This is a genomic window from Burkholderia sp. TSV86 (assembly GCF_001522865.1).
GTDB lineage: Bacteria > Pseudomonadota > Gammaproteobacteria > Burkholderiales > Burkholderiaceae > Burkholderia.
On the sequence record NZ_LOWB01000078.1, the window covers coordinates 89,530 to 107,397 of the forward strand.

The 17,868-nt window shown below is 63.8% G+C and carries 14 protein-coding genes; 12 read left to right on the top strand and 2 right to left on the bottom strand.

Annotated features, from left to right (window positions below; genetic code table 11):
• Window positions 1–69: 69 nt before the first annotated feature.
• From atpE to WS68_RS28380, 9 genes are all read left to right on the top strand, one after another.
• Window positions 70–339, top strand: a complete 270-nt coding sequence (gene atpE / locus WS68_RS14510) for a F0F1 ATP synthase subunit C (RefSeq protein WP_012734176.1) — start codon at window positions 70–72, stop codon at window positions 337–339.
• 126 nt (window positions 340–465) lie between these two features.
• Complete coding sequence (locus WS68_RS14515) at window positions 466–936, top strand: F0F1 ATP synthase subunit B (protein ID WP_059517006.1); 471 nt, start codon at window positions 466–468, stop codon at window positions 934–936.
• Window positions 937–938: 2 nt separating this feature from the next.
• Complete coding sequence (locus WS68_RS14520; protein WP_059571468.1) at window positions 939–1,478, top strand: F0F1 ATP synthase subunit delta; 540 nt, start codon at window positions 939–941, stop codon at window positions 1,476–1,478.
• 45 nt (window positions 1,479–1,523) lie between these two features.
• Window positions 1,524–3,065, top strand: a complete 1,542-nt coding sequence (gene atpA, locus WS68_RS14525; protein ID WP_059517002.1) for a F0F1 ATP synthase subunit alpha — start codon at window positions 1,524–1,526, stop codon at window positions 3,063–3,065.
• Between the two features lie 70 nt (window positions 3,066–3,135).
• A complete protein-coding gene (atpG, locus tag WS68_RS14530; protein ID WP_059571469.1) occupies window positions 3,136–4,011 on the top strand; it encodes a F0F1 ATP synthase subunit gamma in 876 nt (291 codons plus the stop codon).
• A gap of 73 nt (window positions 4,012–4,084) precedes the next feature.
• Complete coding sequence (gene atpD, locus WS68_RS14535) at window positions 4,085–5,479, top strand: F0F1 ATP synthase subunit beta (RefSeq protein ID WP_059571470.1); 1,395 nt, start codon at window positions 4,085–4,087, stop codon at window positions 5,477–5,479.
• A gap of 153 nt (window positions 5,480–5,632) precedes the next feature.
• Window positions 5,633–6,058 (top strand): F0F1 ATP synthase subunit epsilon, encoded by a 426-nt coding sequence (locus WS68_RS14540; protein WP_059571471.1) that lies wholly within the window; start codon window positions 5,633–5,635, stop codon window positions 6,056–6,058.
• 154 nt (window positions 6,059–6,212) lie between these two features.
• Window positions 6,213–7,946, top strand: a complete 1,734-nt coding sequence (locus tag WS68_RS14545) for an AMP-binding protein (protein WP_059571472.1) — start codon at window positions 6,213–6,215, stop codon at window positions 7,944–7,946.
• A 519-nt stretch (window positions 7,947–8,465) separates the two neighbouring features.
• Window positions 8,466–8,639, top strand: a complete 174-nt coding sequence (locus WS68_RS28380; protein ID WP_197419608.1) for a hypothetical protein — start codon at window positions 8,466–8,468, stop codon at window positions 8,637–8,639.
• Here the strand turns inward: WS68_RS28380 and WS68_RS14550 are convergent.
• A complete protein-coding gene (locus tag WS68_RS14550) occupies window positions 8,632–9,429 on the bottom strand; it encodes a transporter substrate-binding domain-containing protein (protein WP_059571473.1) in 798 nt (265 codons plus the stop codon). The two genes, WS68_RS28380 and WS68_RS14550, sit on opposite strands and share 8 nt — an antisense overlap.
• Window positions 9,430–9,595: 166 nt before the next feature.
• Between WS68_RS14550 and hemE the strand changes: the two genes are divergently transcribed.
• Both hemE and WS68_RS14560 read left to right on the top strand, forming a co-directional pair.
• On the top strand, window positions 9,596–10,687 hold the full coding sequence (gene hemE / locus WS68_RS14555) for a uroporphyrinogen decarboxylase (RefSeq protein ID WP_059571474.1): 1,092 nt from the start codon (window positions 9,596–9,598) through the stop codon (window positions 10,685–10,687).
• A 460-nt stretch (window positions 10,688–11,147) separates the two neighbouring features.
• Window positions 11,148–13,415 (top strand): primosomal protein N', encoded by a 2,268-nt coding sequence (locus WS68_RS14560; protein ID WP_059571475.1) that lies wholly within the window; start codon window positions 11,148–11,150, stop codon window positions 13,413–13,415.
• Between the two features lie 19 nt (window positions 13,416–13,434).
• Here the strand turns inward: WS68_RS14560 and WS68_RS27675 are convergent, their stop codons facing one another.
• Window positions 13,435–13,608 carry a hypothetical protein gene (locus tag WS68_RS27675; protein ID WP_156429514.1) on the bottom strand — a complete coding sequence of 58 codons (174 nt, stop codon included), beginning with the start codon at window positions 13,606–13,608 and terminating at the stop codon, window positions 13,435–13,437.
• 279 nt (window positions 13,609–13,887) lie between these two features.
• Between WS68_RS27675 and putA the strand changes: the two genes are divergently transcribed.
• On the top strand, window positions 13,888–17,814 hold the full coding sequence (gene putA / locus WS68_RS14565; protein WP_059571476.1) for a trifunctional transcriptional regulator/proline dehydrogenase/L-glutamate gamma-semialdehyde dehydrogenase: 3,927 nt from the start codon (window positions 13,888–13,890) through the stop codon (window positions 17,812–17,814).
• The last annotated feature ends 54 nt before the right edge of the window (window positions 17,815–17,868 follow it).

The following is a 17,868-nucleotide window of genomic DNA, read 5'->3' on the forward strand; positions in this document are numbered from 1 at the left end:
CCAACAAGAAGAGTTTCGTTTTTTGGTTTTTTAAATCTCAGTTCCAAGTCTTTTCACAAAGGAGTGATCATGCAAGCTTTCATCGCCAACATCCAAGGTCTGACCGCTGTCGGTATCGGCATCATCATCGGCCTGGGTGCTATCGGCGCCTGTATCGGTATCGGCCTGATGGGCGGCAAGTACATTGAAGCCTGCGCGCGTCAACCGGAACTCATCAACCCGCTGCAAACGAAGATGTTCCTGCTGGCTGGTCTGATCGACGCTGCATTCCTGATCGGTGTGGGTGTGGCGATGCTGTTCGCGTTCGCGAACCCGCTCCTGTCGAAGCTCGCAGGCTAAGGTTCCTCGGAAATAATGCGCCCGGCGCGCCGGGCGCGGGCGGAACGGAGATGGGGCGCTGATCGAATGCAACTCGATGAGCGCCTTACCGTTTCATGTTTTCCGGCAATAGCATAAGGAAACACCGTGAATCTCAACGCAACCCTGTTTGCGCAAATGGTCGTGTTCCTGATCCTCGCGTGGTTCACGATGAAGTTCGTGTGGCCGCCGCTGATCAACGCACTCGACGAACGCGCAAAAAAGATCGCTGACGGCTTGGCCGCTGCGGAAAAGGGCAAGGCGGAACTCGAGGCGGCGCACAAGCGCGTCGACCAGGAACTCGCACAAGCCCGCAACGACGGCCAGCAACGCATTGCTGACGCTGAAAAACGCGCACTCGCTGTCGCCGACGAAATCAAGGCGAACGCGCAGGCCGAAGCCGCGCGGATCGTCGCGCAGGCAAAGGCGGATGCCGAACAGCAAATCGTGAAGGCTCGCGAAGCGCTGCGCAACGAAGTCGCGACACTCGCCGTGAAAGGCGCCGAACAGATCCTGAAGCGCGAAGTCGATCAAACGGCCCACGCCGAACTGCTGAATCAACTGAAAGCCGAGCTCTGATCATGGCCGAACTTGCAACCATCGCCCGCCCTTACGCAGAAGCGCTGTTCCGCGTGGCCGAGGCGGGTGACGTCGCCGCCTGGTCCACGCTCGTGCAAGAGCTGGCTCAGGTTGCGCAATTGCCCGAAGTGTTGTCCGTCGCGTCGAATCCGAAGGTGACGCGCGAGCAGGTTCGCGACCTGTTGCTCGCCGCATCGAAATCGCCGCTCGCGGCGAGCGCGGAAGCCAAGAACTTCGTGCAGATGCTGATCGACAATCACCGGATCGCGCTGCTGCCCGCCATCTCCGAGCAGTTCGACGAGCTGAAGAATGCGCGTGAAGGCGCGGCGGACGCGAAGATCGTCAGTGCGTTTGCGCTCGAAGGCGCCCAGCTCGGCGAACTCGTCGCGGGCCTTGAGCGCAAGTTCAAGCGCAAGCTCAAAGCCACGGTCGAAGTCGATCCGTCGCTGATCGGCGGCGTGCGCGTGACGGTCGGCGACGAAGTGCTCGACAGCTCGGTTCGCGCGCGGCTCGCCGGCCTGCAGACCGCTTTGACCGCCTGAGCCCGGCGCCCGGCACGCAACAGAATTGAATATCAGGAGCGAATAATGCAACTCAATCCCTCTGAGATCAGCGAGCTGATCAAGAGCCGGATCCAGGGCCTTGAAGCGAGCGCGGACGTTCGCAACCAGGGCACCGTGATCTCCGTGACCGACGGTATCGTGCGCATTCACGGCCTGTCGGACGTGATGCAGGGCGAAATGCTCGAATTTCCGGGCAACACGTTCGGCCTCGCGCTGAACCTCGAGCGCGACTCGGTCGGCGCGGTGATTCTCGGCGAGTACGAGCACATCTCCGAAGGCGACATCGTCAAGACGACCGGCCGCATTCTCGAAGTGCCGGTCGGCCCGGAACTCATCGGCCGCGTGGTCGATGCGCTCGGCAACCCGATCGACGGCAAGGGCCCGCTCAACACGAAGCTGACCGACGCGATCGAAAAGATCGCTCCGGGCGTGATTTGGCGTAAGTCGGTGTCGCAGCCGGTGCAGACCGGCCTGAAGTCGATCGACTCGATGGTGCCGATCGGCCGCGGCCAGCGCGAGCTGATCATCGGCGACCGTCAATGCGGCAAGACCGCGGTGGCGATCGACACGATCATCAACCAGAAGGGCAAGGACCTTATCTGTATCTACGTTGCGATCGGCCAGAAGGCTTCGTCGATCATGAACGTGGTGCGCAAGCTCGAAGAAACCGGCGCGCTCGAGTACACGATCGTTGTGTCGGCGTCGGCGTCGGATTCGGCGGCGATGCAGTATCTCGCGCCGTATGCGGGCTGCACGATGGGCGAATATTTCCGCGATCGCGGCCAAGACGCGCTGATCATCTATGACGACTTGACCAAGCAAGCGTGGGCCTATCGCCAGATTTCGCTGCTGCTGCGCCGTCCGCCGGGCCGTGAAGCGTATCCGGGTGACGTGTTCTATCTGCACTCGCGTCTGCTCGAACGCGCCGCGCGCGTGTCGGAAGAGTACGTCGAGAAGTTCACGAACGGCGAAGTGAAGGGCAAGAGCGGCTCGCTGACGGCGCTGCCCGTCATCGAAACGCAAGCGGGCGACGTGACCGCATTCGTGCCGACCAACGTGATCTCGATCACCGACGGCCAGATCTTCCTTGAAACCGACCTGTTCAACGCAGGCATCCGCCCCGCGATCAACGCGGGCGTGTCGGTGTCGCGCGTTGGCGGCGCCGCGCAGACGAAGATCGTGAAGAAGCTGTCGGGCGGTATCCGTACCGACCTCGCGCAGTACCGTGAGCTGGCGGCGTTCGCGCAGTTCGCCTCCGATCTCGACGAAGCGACCCGCAAGCAGCTCGAGCGCGGCCGCCGCGTGACGGAACTGCTCAAGCAGCCGCAGTACCAGCCGCTGCAGGTGTGGGAGCTGGCGGTATCGCTGTTCGCGGCGAACAACGGTTATCTCGACGACCTCGACGTCAAGGACGTGCTGCCGTTCGAGAAGGGTCTGCGCGAATATCTGAAGACGAGCCACGCCGAGCTCATCAAGCGCATCGAAGACACGAAGGACTTGTCGAAGGACGACGAGGGCGCATTGCACGCCGCTCTGAAGGACTTCAAGAAGTCCGGTGCCTATTGATCCGCGAATGACACGATGAAGCGGCGCGGGCCGCATAGTGCCCCGCCCCGCTTCGGTCAAGGAGCAAGCAATGGCTGGAATGAAGGAAATTCGCGGCAAGATCAAGAGCGTGCAAAACACGCGCAAGATCACCAAGGCGATGGAGATGGTGGCGGCATCGAAGATGCGCCGCGCGCAAGAACGCATGCGCGCGGCCCGTCCGTATGCCGACAAGGTCCGCGCAATCGCCGCGCACATGAGCCGCGCGAACCCGGAGTACCGCCACCCGTTCATGGTGGCGAACGAAGGTGCCGATACCGCGGGCGTCATCCTCGTCACGACCGACAAGGGCCTCTGCGGCGGCTTGAACACGAACGTGCTGCGCGCGGCCGTACAGAAGTTCAAGGAAATCGGCGACAAGGGACATAAGGTCGAGGCGACCGCGATCGGCGGCAAGGGTCTCGGCTTTTTGAACCGCTTCGGCGCGAAGGTGGTTTCGCAGGTCGTGCATCTCGGCGACACGCCGCACCTGGACAAGCTGATCGGCGCTGTCAAGGTCCAGCTCGATCAGTACTCGGAAGGCAAACTGTCGGCGGTTTATCTCGCGTACACGCGCTTCATCAACACGATGAAGCAAGAGGCGGTAATCGAGCAATTGCTGCCGCTGTCGACTGAACATTTCGACGCGAATGACGGCACGCCCGCGACCTCGTGGGATTACATCTACGAGCCGGATGCGCAGGCGGTGGTCGACGAGCTGCTCGTGCGCTATGTCGAGGCGCTCGTGTATTCCGCGGTGGCGGAAAACATGGCGTCGGAGCAATCGGCTCGGATGGTCGCGATGAAAGCCGCATCGGACAATGCGAAGACGGTGATCAGCGAGCTGCAACTGTCGTACAACAAGAGCCGTCAGGCCGCGATCACGAAGGAATTGTCGGAGATCGTCGGCGGCGCCGCCGCCGTGTAAGCGGCGCGCCCGGGACGCCTCAGGGAACTGCGCCTTTGCGCGAGTAAAGAATCAGGTATTGAAAGGAAAAGCGATGAGTACTGCTGCTTTGGTAGAAGGCAAGATCGTACAGTGCATCGGCGCCGTTATCGACGTGGAATTCCCGCGCGAGAGCATGCCGAAGATCTACGACGCGCTCATTCTCGACGGTTCGGAACTGACGCTCGAAGTCCAGCAGCAGCTGGGTGACGGCGTGGTCCGCACGATCTGTCTGGGTGCCTCCGACGGCCTGCGCCGCGGCGTGACGGTGAAGAATACCGGCAAGCCGATCTCGGTGCCGGTCGGCAAGCCGACCCTCGGACGCATCATGGACGTGCTCGGCCGTCCGATCGACGAGGCCGGTCCGATCGAGAGCGAACATATCCGTTCGATCCATCAGAAAGCGCCTGCGTTCGACGAGCTGTCGCCGTCGACCGAACTGCTCGAAACGGGCATCAAGGTTATCGATTTGATCTGCCCGTTCGCGAAGGGCGGTAAGGTCGGCTTGTTCGGCGGTGCTGGCGTGGGCAAGACCGTCAACATGATGGAGCTGATCAACAACATCGCGAAGGAGCACGGCGGTTACTCCGTGTTCGCGGGCGTGGGCGAGCGGACCCGTGAAGGGAACGACTTCTACCACGAAATGAAGGACTCGAACGTTCTCGACAAGGTCGCGCTGGTGTACGGCCAGATGAACGAGCCGCCGGGCAACCGTCTGCGCGTGGCGCTGACTGGCCTGACGATGGCCGAGCACTTCCGCGACGAAGGCCGCGACGTGCTGTTCTTCGTCGACAACATCTACCGTTTCACGCTGGCCGGTACGGAAGTGTCGGCGCTGCTTGGCCGGATGCCGTCCGCGGTGGGTTATCAGCCGACGCTGGCCGAGGAAATGGGCAAGCTGCAGGAGCGCATCACGTCGACGAAGACGGGCTCGATTACGTCGGTGCAGGCCGTGTACGTTCCTGCGGATGACTTGACCGACCCGTCGCCGGCTACGACCTTCGGCCACTTGGACGCAACGGTCGTGCTGTCGCGTGATATCGCGTCGCTCGGTATCTACCCCGCGGTGGACCCGCTCGATTCGACGTCGCGCCAGATCGACCCGAACGTGATCGGCGAAGAGCACTACACGATCACGCGCCGCGTTCAGCAGACGCTGCAGCGCTACAAGGAACTGCGCGACATCATCGCGATTCTGGGCATGGACGAACTGTCGCCGGAAGACAAGCTGTCGGTCGCGCGCGCGCGTAAGATCCAGCGTTTCCTGTCGCAGCCGTTCCACGTCGCGGAAGTGTTCACAGGCTCGCCGGGCAAGTATGTGCCGCTGAAGGAAACGATCCGCGGCTTCAAGATGATCGTCGATGGCGAGTGCGATCACCTGCCGGAGCAGGCGTTCTACATGGTCGGCACGATCGACGAAGCCTTCGAGAAGGCCAAGAAGATCCAATAAAGGTCGGGTGTAACGCAGCGGGCGCCGATGCGTTCGCGAACGCTATCCGTGCGGTGGCGTTTCGCGCACGGGTGCTCGCGCAGTACGCTCAACCGCGCCTTGCATGGGATCGGATAAGCGCTTTGGCGCTTGCTCCGATCGACAGGAGTCGATATGGCAACCATCAAAGTAGACGTCGTCAGCGCGGAAGAGCAGATCTTCTCGGGCCAGGCGAAGTTCGTCGCGCTGCCAGGTGAAGCGGGAGAGCTGGGCATTTTGCCGGGCCATACGCCGCTCATCACGCGGATTCGTCCGGGGGCGGTGCGCATCGAGGCTGAAAGCGGCGACGACGAGTTCGTGTTCGTCGCGGGCGGGATTCTCGAAGTGCAGCCGGGCGCCGTCACGGTGCTCGCTGACACCGCGATCCGCGGCAAGGATCTCGACGCGGCGAAGGCCGAGGAAGCGAGAAAGCGCGCCGAAGAGACGCTGCAGAACGCGAAGTCGGATCTCGACCTCGCGAAGGCGCAGTCGGAGCTTGCGACCGCGATGGCGCAGCTCGAAGCGATTCAGCGTTTGGCGAAGATTCGCGCGAAACATTGACGTTCGCCGTTTCCGCATAAAAAAGCAGCCTTCGGGCTGCTTTTTTTTCGTCCGTTCGTGCGATTTTTCCTTGCGGGTAACAATCGATGTCAGAGTGAGGCGACAGAGCCCAGAATGATTCGTTGCATGCATCGATTACAACCCAGGAGACGCTATGACCGCATCATCGCGCACGGATGCATTGATCGCGCCTGTGAACGGTTTGTCGTATGTCCGCGGTGCGACCGACGTGCCGCTTTCCGAGGCGACGGTCGGACAATTTTTGCACGATACCGCCGCGCGTTTTCCCGATCGCCCGGCCGTGGTGTTTCGCGAGCAGAGCGTGCGCTGGAGTTGGCGCGAATTTGCGGACGAAGTCGATGTACTCGCCGCAGGCTTGGCGATGCTCGGCATAGAGAAGGGCGATCGCGTGGGAATCTGGGCGCCGAATCGTGTTGAATGGCTGCTCACGCAATTCGCGACCGCGCGTCTTGGTGCCGTGCTCGTCAACGTGAATCCCGCCTATCGGCTTGCCGAGCTCGAATATGTGTTGAACAAGGTCGGCTGCAAGCTGCTGATCGCGGCGGAGCGCTTCAAGACGTCGGCTTATGTGGAGATGATCGCCGAGATCGCGCCCGAGCTTGCGAGTTGCGCAGGCGGCGCATTGCACGCGAAGCGGGTGCCGGGGTTGCGGGCGGTCGTTGCAATGGCCGATGTTGCTCCAGCCGGGATGCTGCGCTTTGCCGACGTGCTGGCGAGCGGCCGCACGGCGCGCGAGCGGGCGCAGGTCGATCTCGAGGCGATCGGCGCGACGCTCGGTTCGCGTGAGCCGATCAATATCCAGTTCACGAGCGGCACGACCGGCAATCCGAAGGGCGCGACGCTCACGCACCACAACATCGTCAATAACGCGATTGCGATCGCGCGGGTGATGCGGCTCACCGAAGCCGACGCAATGTGCATTCCGGTGCCGCTGTATCACTGCTTCGGGATGGTGCTGTCGGTGCTCGCGTGTGTATCGGCGGGGGCGAAGATGGTGTTTCCGGGCGCGGCATTCGAACCGGGGGCGACGCTCGCGGCGGTGTGCGACGAACGCTGTACCGCGCTGCAGGGCGTGCCGACGATGTTCATCGCCGAACTCGATCATCCGGAATTTGGCCGCTACGATCTCTCCACGCTGCGCACCGGCATCATGGCGGGCTCGCCGTGCCCGATCGAGACGATGAAGCGCGTGGTCGCGAGCATGCACATGTCGGAGGTAACGATCGCCTACGGGATGACGGAGACGAGCCCCGTGTCGTTTCAAAGCGCGACGACGGATCCGCTGGACAAGCGCACGACGACGGTCGGGCGTATCCAGCCGCATCTCGAGGCGAAGATCGTCGATGCGTCGGGCGAGATCGTGCCGGTTGGCGCGACGGGCGAGCTATGCACGCGGGGCTATTCGGTGATGCTGGGTTATTGGGATGACGAGGCAAGAACGCGCGAGGCGATCGTCGACGGCTGGATGCGTACCGGCGATCTCGCGACACTCGACGACGCAGGCTATTGCAATATTGTCGGACGACTGAAGGATATGGTGATTCGCGGCGGCGAGAATATCTATCCGCGCGAGATCGAGGAATTTTTGTTTCGTCATCCGAAGATTCAGAGCGCGCAGGTGTTCGGCGTACCCGACCCGAAATACGGCGAGCAAGTATGCGCATGGATCGTGCTGCGCGCGGGCGAGACGATGACCAACGACGAATTGCGCGAATTTTGCCGAGGCCAGATCGCGCACTATAAGGTGCCGCACTACGTGCGCTTCGTCGACGAGTTGCCGATGACAGTGACGGGCAAGGCGCAAAAGTTCGTGATGCGCGACCGGATGATCGCCGAACTGGCGCTGAGCGTGGTAAAAACGGCGTGATGCAAGCGGCCGAGCGCCGCGCACGCTTTCTACAGACGAAAAAAAGCGGGCTCATGAGCCCGCTAAAAACCACACGCTACGGGGTTAGCGCGAGGAGACCAAGGGTGAAGAGCATCGGTGTTCCGGCACCGACGACGACTTCAACAAGGATGCCCCTAAGAAGGGATTCGGTAAAAAACCGACGGGCTCTTTCGTGCTTGATGTCCGCTCACACGCCGCACCGGAGACCGCATCCGTGTTGAAACCGTGAGAGGCATTGTGGGCGAATTACCCTGGGATCGCGGTAACAAAGTGTTTCAGGTTGTAACCCCCGCCGGATAAGGCTTTGCGGGATTTTTTGCTATTTTGAAAGAAGTGTAATCGGTCATTTTTACCTAATCGGAAAAGGGTATTTTCAGGGCTATCCATGCTGCTTTTACGAAGGGCCGGTCTTGCCTGATAAGGCTGCCAGACATGTTTAAACATGCATCTGAATTGCTTTGATAAGATCACGCGACAATCTCAGAAAAATTTTGAAACGTGCGCGGTAACTGCGGCCGCCGGCTTGCCGGACCACGCGCGCCGAGCGAGCCGGCAAGCGTCGCGAAGACGCTCGCGGCGGGGCTGGGCGCGGCCGCCGGCCGCTATATCGAGATTGCGCCGGCGGCGCGCGGCGTGGAGATGCGTTGGTTCGCATACCGAATTGTCATTTGAGCCACTTGTCTGTCACCGTCTGAAGCTCGTCCGTCGCACGCGCGAGATGCAACCATTGATCGACGTATTGTTGGAACACGACGTCGCCGCGCGGCACCAAATACGCTTTTTCTCCGAACTGGAACGGCTTGCGCGGATGCACCGAGCAGAGCCCCGGATTCAGCTTTTGCTGGAGCAGTGTCTCCGACGCATCGGTCACCATTACGTCGGCATTACCCGAAAGAATCTGCTTGAAAATCGTGACGTTATCCGGATAAACGGTGATTGGGGCGTGCGTGAAATACTGCTTCGCAAAGCGCTCGTTCGTGCCGCCGGGATTGACGATGACGCGCGTGTGCGGCTGGTCGATCTGCGCGATCGTTTGATAGCGCTCGACGTCCGCGCAGCGCACGATCGGCGTTTTGCCGTCGACGGCGTATGCAGCCGTGAAAAATGCGCGTTTTTGCCGCTCGAGCGTTGTCGAGATGCCGCCCATCGCGATGTCGCATTTCGCGATGAAGTCGTCCATCAGCGACGGCCACGTGGTTTTCACGAAGGCGGCCTTCACGCCGAGTGATTTCGCGAGCGATGCCGCCATGTCGATGTCGATGCCTTCGTATTCACCGTCTTCGCGCCGGTAGGTGTATGGCTTGTAGTCGCCCGTTGTGCAGATGCGCAGCGTGCCGCGTGCAAGCACGTCGTCGAGCCGCGACGCGCCCGCTCGTCCGCCCACGCCGGCCGGCGGCGTAATTTGCGCGTGGGCGAGACTGGCCGCGCAGGCGAGCGCGAACAGCAATCGATTCTTTTTCATCGTGTCTCCTGATTTCGGGCACGCGGCCCGGACGCCAGATCATAGCGAAGCGGCCGCGGGCGCCCTATCGCCATCTCCGGGAAACCCGCGTGCCGGGCGGCGAACGCTTGGCGCGGCGCGGGCTCCGGTAAAATGCGTGATTACGTTTCGCTCCGTTGCCCCCATCGTGGCCCAGACTCTGATCAACGACACCTTCCTGCGCGCGCTGCTGCGCGAGCCGACCGACTACACGCCGATCTGGCTGATGCGACAAGCGGGCCGCTATTTGCCCGAGTACAACGCGACGCGCGCACGGGCCGGCAGCTTCCTCGGCCTCGCAAAGAACCCGGATTACGCGACGGAAGTCACGTTGCAGCCGCTCGAGCGTTATGCGCTCGACGCGGCGATTCTGTTCTCGGACATCCTGACGATTCCCGACGCGATGGGCCTTGGCCTTGATTTCGCCGCAGGCGAAGGGCCGAAGTTCGCCCGGCCAGTGCGCACGGAAGCCGACGTCGCGAAGCTCGCGGTGCCGGACATAGGCGCGACGCTCGGCTACGTGACGGACGCGGTGCGCGAGATCCGCCGCGCGTTGACCGACGGCCAGGGCCGCCAGCGCGTGCCGTTGATCGGCTTTTCCGGCAGCCCTTGGACGCTTGCGTGCTATATGGTCGAAGGCGGCGGCTCGGACGATTTCCGCACCGTGAAGACGATGGCGTATGCCCGCCCGGATCTGATGCACCGGATTCTCGAGATCAATGCGCAGGCGGTGGCCGCTTATCTGAACGCGCAGATCGAAGCGGGCGCGCAGGCCGTGATGATCTTCGACACCTGGGGCGGCACGCTTGCCGATGGCGCCTACCGGCGCTTCTCGCTCGACTATATCCGCCGCGTCGTCGCCGGCCTCAAGCGCGAGCACGACGGCATGCGCGTGCCGGCAATCGCATTTACGAAGGGCGGAGGCTTGTGGCTCGAGGATATCGCGTCGACGGGCGTCGACGCGGTTGGGCTCGATTGGACGGTCGATCTCGGCCGTGCGCGCGAGCGGGTGGCGGGCCGCGTCGCGCTGCAGGGCAATCTCGATCCGGCGATTCTATTCGCGCCGCCGCAGACGATTCGCGCCGAAGCGCGCGCGGTGCTCGACAGTTACGGCAATCATCCGGGGCATGTGTTCAATCTGGGGCATGGGATTTCGCAATTCACGCCGCCTGAGCACGTCGCGGAGCTTGTCGACGAAGTGCATTGCCATAGCCGCGCGATGCGCGGCACGGCGATGTGACCGGAAATATTGGAGGTTGCGCAATGCCGCAAATCGATTTGCGGCGGGCGGGGGCGCGGGCGTCGAAACAGGGCGCAAGCGTCCGCCGGAAGAGCCTCTTACCATTGTCAAGACTTGACTTATACACATTTTCGACGTTGCAGCGCGGAAGACAGAGGCGTCGGTAAATATGTCGTGCTATGGCAGCTGCAATCGGATAGCAGCCTTATCGGACAAGGCTGAGCGACTGGGCCGACCGATTCGGCCAACGTGGCGGATGGCCGGTCGCAGCGCCTAACCACGGTCTTGGCGGACAAGTTCTCAACAAAGTTATCCACAGATTCGGCGGCCTTGCCGCGATTCTTAATGAGAATCCAAAACTTAGCGTCGAAAGTGATGTTTTACTTTAACTTTGCGGACGACATGGGTGCCGGGCCTGTCGAATCCGCCGGGTCGACGCTGCGTGGCCGGTGCGGCGCCGATGGCTGACGCGTTCGTGCGCGTCGCGCTCGATCACCCGCTGCCGACGCTGTTCGATTACCGCTACCGTGGCGCTATTCCACCCGTGCCCGGCCTGCTGGTGCAGGTGCCGTTCGGCAAGCGGCAAGCGGTCGGGCTGATCTGCGAAGTAACCGCTCACAGCGACGTTCCCGCCGATCGCTTGAAGACAGTCGAGGCCGTATGCGCGGAACTGCCGCCGCTTTCGGCGTCATGGCTTGATCTGGCGGCGTTCGCCGCCGATTATTACCAGCGCGGGCTCGGCGAAGTTGCGTTGCCTGCGCTGCCGCAAGCGTTACGCGATGTGTCGCGCTGGGGGCGCCTGCTCGCGCCCGAGCGGCGCTACCGCCTCATCGACGCCGGGCGCGCGACGCTGCCCGATGCGTTGCCGGCGCGCGCGGCCGCGCTGCGCCGGCTTGCGGTGGCGCTTGCCGGCGCGCCGTCGCTATCGCTTGCCGATGTGCGCGCGCTGCATCCGAAGGCCGTCGCGGTGCTGGACGATTGGCAATCGCGAGGCTGGGCGGCGTGCGACGAGATTGCGGCCGCGGATGCCGGCGCGCATCCTGTGGATAACTGGATGCCGGAGAGCCGCGCACCGGTGGTTGTACGGCCGCCCCAGCTGACCGACCAGCAGACCGAAGCGGTCGACGCGATCGCGTCGGCCGCCGGTTTTGCGCCGTTCCTGCTGCATGGCGTGACGGGCAGCGGCAAGACCGAGGTTTATTTGCGCGCGCTCGCAGCGCTGTTCGATCAGCAGCCTGGCGCACAGGCGCTCGTGCTCGTACCCGAAATCAACCTGACTCCGCAATTCGAAGCGGCGTTCCGCGCGCGGTTCGCGGCGTCGTTGCCGCCCGATGCGATCGTCACGCTCCACAGCGGTCTCGCCGAAGGCGAGCGTGCGCGGCATTGGCTTGCCGCGCACACGGGCCATGCGCGAATCGTGCTCGGCACGCGCCTCGCGGTGCTCGCATCATTGCCGGGGCTCGCGATGATCGTTGTCGACGAGGAGCACGAGCCCGCGTACAAGCAACAGGAGGGGTTGCGCTATTCGGCGCGCGATCTCGCCGTGTGGCGCGCGAAGCAGCTCGCGATTCCGGTCGTGCTCGGCTCGGCGACGCCGTCGCTCGAAAGCTGGTGGCAGGCCGAACAGGGACGCTACAGGCGGCTCACGCTGTCAAAGCGGGCGATCGCGGACGCCGCGTTGCCCACGGTGACGCTCATCGATCTCGAGCAGGAACGGCGGCGCGGCCGTGCGTCCATGGGCGGCTTGTCGGGGCCGCTGGTCGCGGCCCTGAAGGCACGGCTCGAGCGCGGCGAGCAGAGCCTTGTGTTCCTGAACCGGCGCGGCTATGCGCCGGCGCTGGCCTGCGACGCGTGTGGCTGGGTCGCGGGTTGTCCCCGTTGCAGCGCATATGTCGTCATGCACAAACCTGAGCGTGCGGTGCGTTGCCATCATTGCGGCTGGGAGGCGCGGATTCCGCATTCGTGCCCCGAATGCGGGAATGTGGATATCGCGCCGCTCGGGCGCGGCACGCAGCGCGTCGAGGAAACGCTCGCGCTCGCGGTGCCGGGCGCGCGCATCCTGCGCATCGACGCCGACAGTACGCGCCGCAAGGGCAGCGCCCAGGCGTTGTTTTCCGATGTGCACGCAGGCGAGGTCGATATCCTCATCGGCACGCAGATGATCGCGAAGGGACACGACTTCCAGCGCGTATCGCTCGTCGGGGTCCTGAATGCGGATACCGCGCTGTTTTCGCACGACTTCCGGGCGAGCGAGCGGTTGTTCGCGCAACTCATGCAGGTGAGCGGCCGCGCAGGCCGCGCCGGATTGTTGGGCGAAGTGCTGATTCAGACGCGCTATCCGCGCCATGCGCTTTATCACGCGCTGGCGCGGCACGATTACGTCGGCTTCGCGAACTCGACGCTCGGTGAACGGCGCGATGCGCATCTGCCACCTTTCGTCTATCAGGCGCTGCTGCGCGCCGAAGCGCGCACGCTCGAGGCGGCGCTCGGATTTCTGCGGCAGGCGGCCGACGCATTTGCGCCGTTGCCGGGAGCGGATCGCGCGACGGTCTACGACGCGGTTCCGATGGCGATCGTCAAGGTGGCGAACGTTCATCGGGCGCAGTTGCTGGTCGAGAGTGCGTCTCGCGCGGCGCTTCAGCGCGCATTGCACGCCTGGCAGCCGCGATTGCGCGAACTGAAGGGGGTATTGCGTTGGAGCGTCGAGGTTGACCCGCTCGATATCTGACGGCGCGGCCCGCGCCGGCTTATTCGTGGGCCTGGCGTAGCCCGGCGTGCCAAGTGGTTTTCCGCTTGCCGCCGCCGGCCTCGCGCGGATCGCCTAACGCCTGGAAGAACACTGCCGACGCGCGACTTACAAATATGGCTGCGCACACCACCCAAGCGGCGAGCACGATGCTGATCACGATCCATTCATCCATCTTTTTCTCCTTCGCGTCCCAAGGCTGCGGGTGCGCGCCCTCGATATCACGCCAGTTTGCCGAGAAAATCGACCCGTCAAAACTGACAGGATCAGGGAAAATCCCGATGCGCCAAACATAAACTAACCATTTATATCATTTATCAAACCATTGATAAATAATGGTTTTTGACAGGTGCAACCGATCGGGTAATTTGGTTGCACCTTTTTATTGGGTGCCTTAGGATTTTGCGATCTTTAACGTCCTTGACCGGCATCGAGCCGGCGCAGAAAAAAGATCATGGCAAGCACTACTTTGGGCGTCAAAGTCGACGACCTGCTTCGTTCGCGTCTGAAAGACGCGGCATCGCGGCTCGAGCGCACGCCGCACTGGCTGATCAAGCAGGCAATCTTCGCGTATCTCGAGCGGATCGAACACGGCCAACTGCCGCCGGAGTTATCCGGCCACGCGGGGGGCGCGGATGTGTCCGACATCCACCCGGAGCATGACGAAGACGGCGCACCCCACCCGTTCCTCGAATTCGCGCAGAGCGTGCAGCCGCAGTCGGTATTGCGCGCGGCGATCACGGCCGCATACCGCCGGCCCGAGCCGGAATGCGTGCCGTTCCTGATCGGTGAGGCGCGCTTGCCCGCGAATCTGTCGGCGGACGTGCAGGCGCTGGCCGCGCGCCTTGTCGAAGCGCTGCGCGAGAAGAATTCGGGCGGCGGCGTCGAGGGGCTGATTCACGAGTTTTCGCTGTCGAGCCAGGAAGGCGTCGCGCTGATGTGTCTTGCCGAGGCGCTGCTGCGCATTCCCGATCGCGCCACGCGCGATGCGCTGATTCGCGACAAGATCAGCAAGGGCGATTGGCGCTCACATGTCGGCCATGCGCCATCGCTGTTCGTCAACGCGGCGACCTGGGGGCTGATGATTACCGGCAAGCTGGTCACGACGAACAGCGAAGCGGGGTTGTCGTCGGCGCTCACGCGGCTGATCGGCAAGGGCGGCGAGCCGCTGATCCGTAAGGGCGTCGATATCGCGATGCGGCTGATGGGCGAGCAGTTCGTCACTGGCGAGACGATTTCCGAGGCGCTCGCGAACAGTCGCAAGTACGAGGCGCGCGGCTTTCGCTATTCGTATGACATGCTCGGCGAGGCGGCCACGACTGAAGAGGATGCGCAGCGCTACTACGCGTCGTATGAGCAGGCGATCCACGCGATCGGCAAGGCGGCGGGCGGGCGCGGCATCTATGAAGGGCCGGGCATTTCGATCAAGCTGTCGGCGCTGCATCCGCGCTATTCGCGCATGCAGCAGGAGCGCACGATGAGCGAGCTGCTGCCGCGCGTGCGCTCGCTCGCTCGGCTCGCGCGCCGCTACGACATCGGCCTGAACATCGACGCCGAAGAGGCCGATCGCCTCGAGCTGTCGCTCGATCTGCTCGAGGCGCTGTGCTTCGATCCGGATCTCGCGGGCTGGAACGGTATCGGCTTCGTCGTGCAGGGCTATCAGAAGCGCTGCCCGTTCGTGATCGACTACCTGATCGATCTCGCGCGCCGCAGCCGCCACCGCTTGATGGTGCGGCTCGTGAAGGGCGCGTATTGGGATTCGGAGATCAAGCGCGCGCAGGTCGACGGCCTCGAAGGCTATCCGGTCTACACGCGCAAGATCTACACCGACGTGTCGTATCTCGCGTGCGCGAAGCGGCTGCTCGCCGCGCCCGACGCGGTCTATCCGCAGTTCGCGACACACAATGCGCACACGCTGTCCGCGATCTATCACCTCGCGGGCCAGAATTACTACCCCGGCCAGTACGAATTCCAGTGCCTGCACGGCATGGGCGAGCCGCTTTACGAGGAGGTGACGGGCCGCGACAAGCTGAATCGCCCGTGCCGCGTGTACGCGCCCGTCGGCACGCACGAGACGTTGCTCGCGTATCTCGTGCGGCGCCTGCTCGAGAACGGCGCGAACACGTCGTTCGTGAACCGGATCGCCGACAAATCGGTGCCGGTGAAGGAATTGGTCGCCGATCCGGTCGAAGAGGCCGCGAAAATCGTGCCGCTCGGCGCGCCGCATCCGAAGATCCCGCTGCCGCGCGAGTTGTACGGCGCCACAAGAGTCAATTCGATGGGGCTCGATTTGTCGAACGAACATCGGCTCGCGTCGCTATCGTCGGCGCTGCTCGCGAGCGCGCATCATCCGTGGCGCGCGGCGCCGATGCTCGCCGACGAGGCGCTTGCCGACGCGAGCCCGCGCGACGTGCGCAATCCGGCCGATTTGCGCGACGTGGTCGGCACGGTCAGCGATGCGACGCCCGAGCAAGTGAGCGCGGCGCTTGCGCATGCAGTTGCGGCGGCGCCGATCTGGCAGGCAACGCCCGTCGACGCGCGCGCCGATTGTCTCGCGCGCGCGGCCGATCTGCTCGAAGCGCAGATGCACACGCTGATGGGCTTGATCGTGCGCGAAGCCGGCAAGTCGCTGCCGAACGCGATCGCGGAAATTCGCGAGGCGGTCGATTTCCTGCGCTATTACTCGGCGCAGATCCGCGACGAATTCTCGAACGATACGCATCGCCCGCTTGGCCCCGTGGTGTGTATCAGCCCGTGGAATTTCCCGCTCGCGATCTTCATGGGCCAAGTGGCCGCGGCGCTCGCGGCCGGCAACACGGTGCTCGCCAAGCCGGCCGAGCAGACGCCGCTGATCGCCGCGCAGGCCGTGCGCATCCTGCGCGAAGCCGGCGTGCCGGCGGGCGCGGTGCAACTGCTGCCCGGCGACGGCGAGACGGTCGGCGCGACGCTCGTTGCCGATTCCCGCACGCGCGCGGTGATGTTCACCGGTTCGACCGAAGTCGCGCGCCTCATCAACAAGACGCTGTCTTCCCGGCTCGATCCGGACGGCAAGCCGATTCCGCTGATTGCCGAGACGGGTGGGCAGAACGCGATGATCGTCGATTCGTCGGCGCTCGCCGAGCAGGTGGTCGCTGATGTGCTGCAATCGTCGTTCGATTCGGCCGGCCAGCGGTGCTCCGCGCTGCGCGTGCTGTGCCTGCAGGACGACGTCGCCGATCGCACGCTCGAAATGCTCAAGGGCGCGATGCGCGAGCTTTCGCTCGGCAATCCGGATCGCTTGTCGGTCGACGTCGGCCCGGTGATCGATGCCGACGCGAAGCACACGATCGATACGCACATCGCGGCGATGAAGGACAAGGGGCACGCGGTCACGCAACTGCCGATGCCGCAGGCATGCACACAAGGCACGTTCGTGCCGCCGACGATCATCGAGATCGGCAGTGTCGACGAACTCAAGCGCGAGGTGTTCGGCCCGGTGCTGCATGTCGTGCGCTATCGCCGCAGCCAGCTCGACAAGCTGCTCGAGCAGATCCGTGCAACGGGCTACGGCCTCACGCTCGGCATTCACACGCGGATCGACGAGACCATCGCGCATGTGATCGCGCGCGCGCACGTCGGCAACATCTATGTGAACCGCAATGTGATCGGCGCGGTGGTCGGCGTGCAGCCGTTTGGCGGCGAAGGGCTGTCGGGCACCGGGCCGAAGGCGGGCGGCGCGCTCTATTTGCAGCGCTTGCTCGCGACGCGCCCGGCCGGCTTGCCGAGATCACTCGAAGCGTCGCTCGTGGCCGATGCGCTGCCCGGGGGCGAGTCGAGCGATAATCCGTGCGCCGCGTTGACCGCGCTGCGCGATTGGCTGCTCGACGAGCGTGAGCCGGTGCTTGCCGCGCGCTGCGACGGCTATCTGTCGCACGTGCTGGCGGGTGCGACCGCGGTGCTCGCCGGCCCGACGGGCGAGCGTAATACGTATACGCTCGGCCCGCGCGGCACCGTGCTGTGCATCGCGGCGACCAAGCGCGGCGCGCTCGCGCAGCTCGCGGCCGTGCTTGCCACCGGCAATCGCGCGTTGTTCGCGGGCGCGGCGGGCGAAGCGCTCGCGGCATCGCTGCCCGCGCCGTTGAAGGCGCACGTGAGCGTGCGCAAGCAGGCCGACGCGCAGTTCGACGCCGTGCTGTTCGAAGGCGACAGCGACGAGTTGCTCGCGCTGGTGAAGGAGGTTGCGCAACGCCCCGGCCCGATCGTCTCGGTGCAGGGCGTAGCGGCGGGCGCGTTCGACAACGGCGACGAGGATTACGCGCTCGAGCGGCTGCTCACCGAGCGCTCGGTCAGCGTGAACACCGCGGCGGCGGGCGGCAACGCGAATTTGATGACGATCGGCTGAGCACGCCCTGCCAATCGCCTCAATAAACGGAAGCGGCAAGGTGAATCCGAAGCC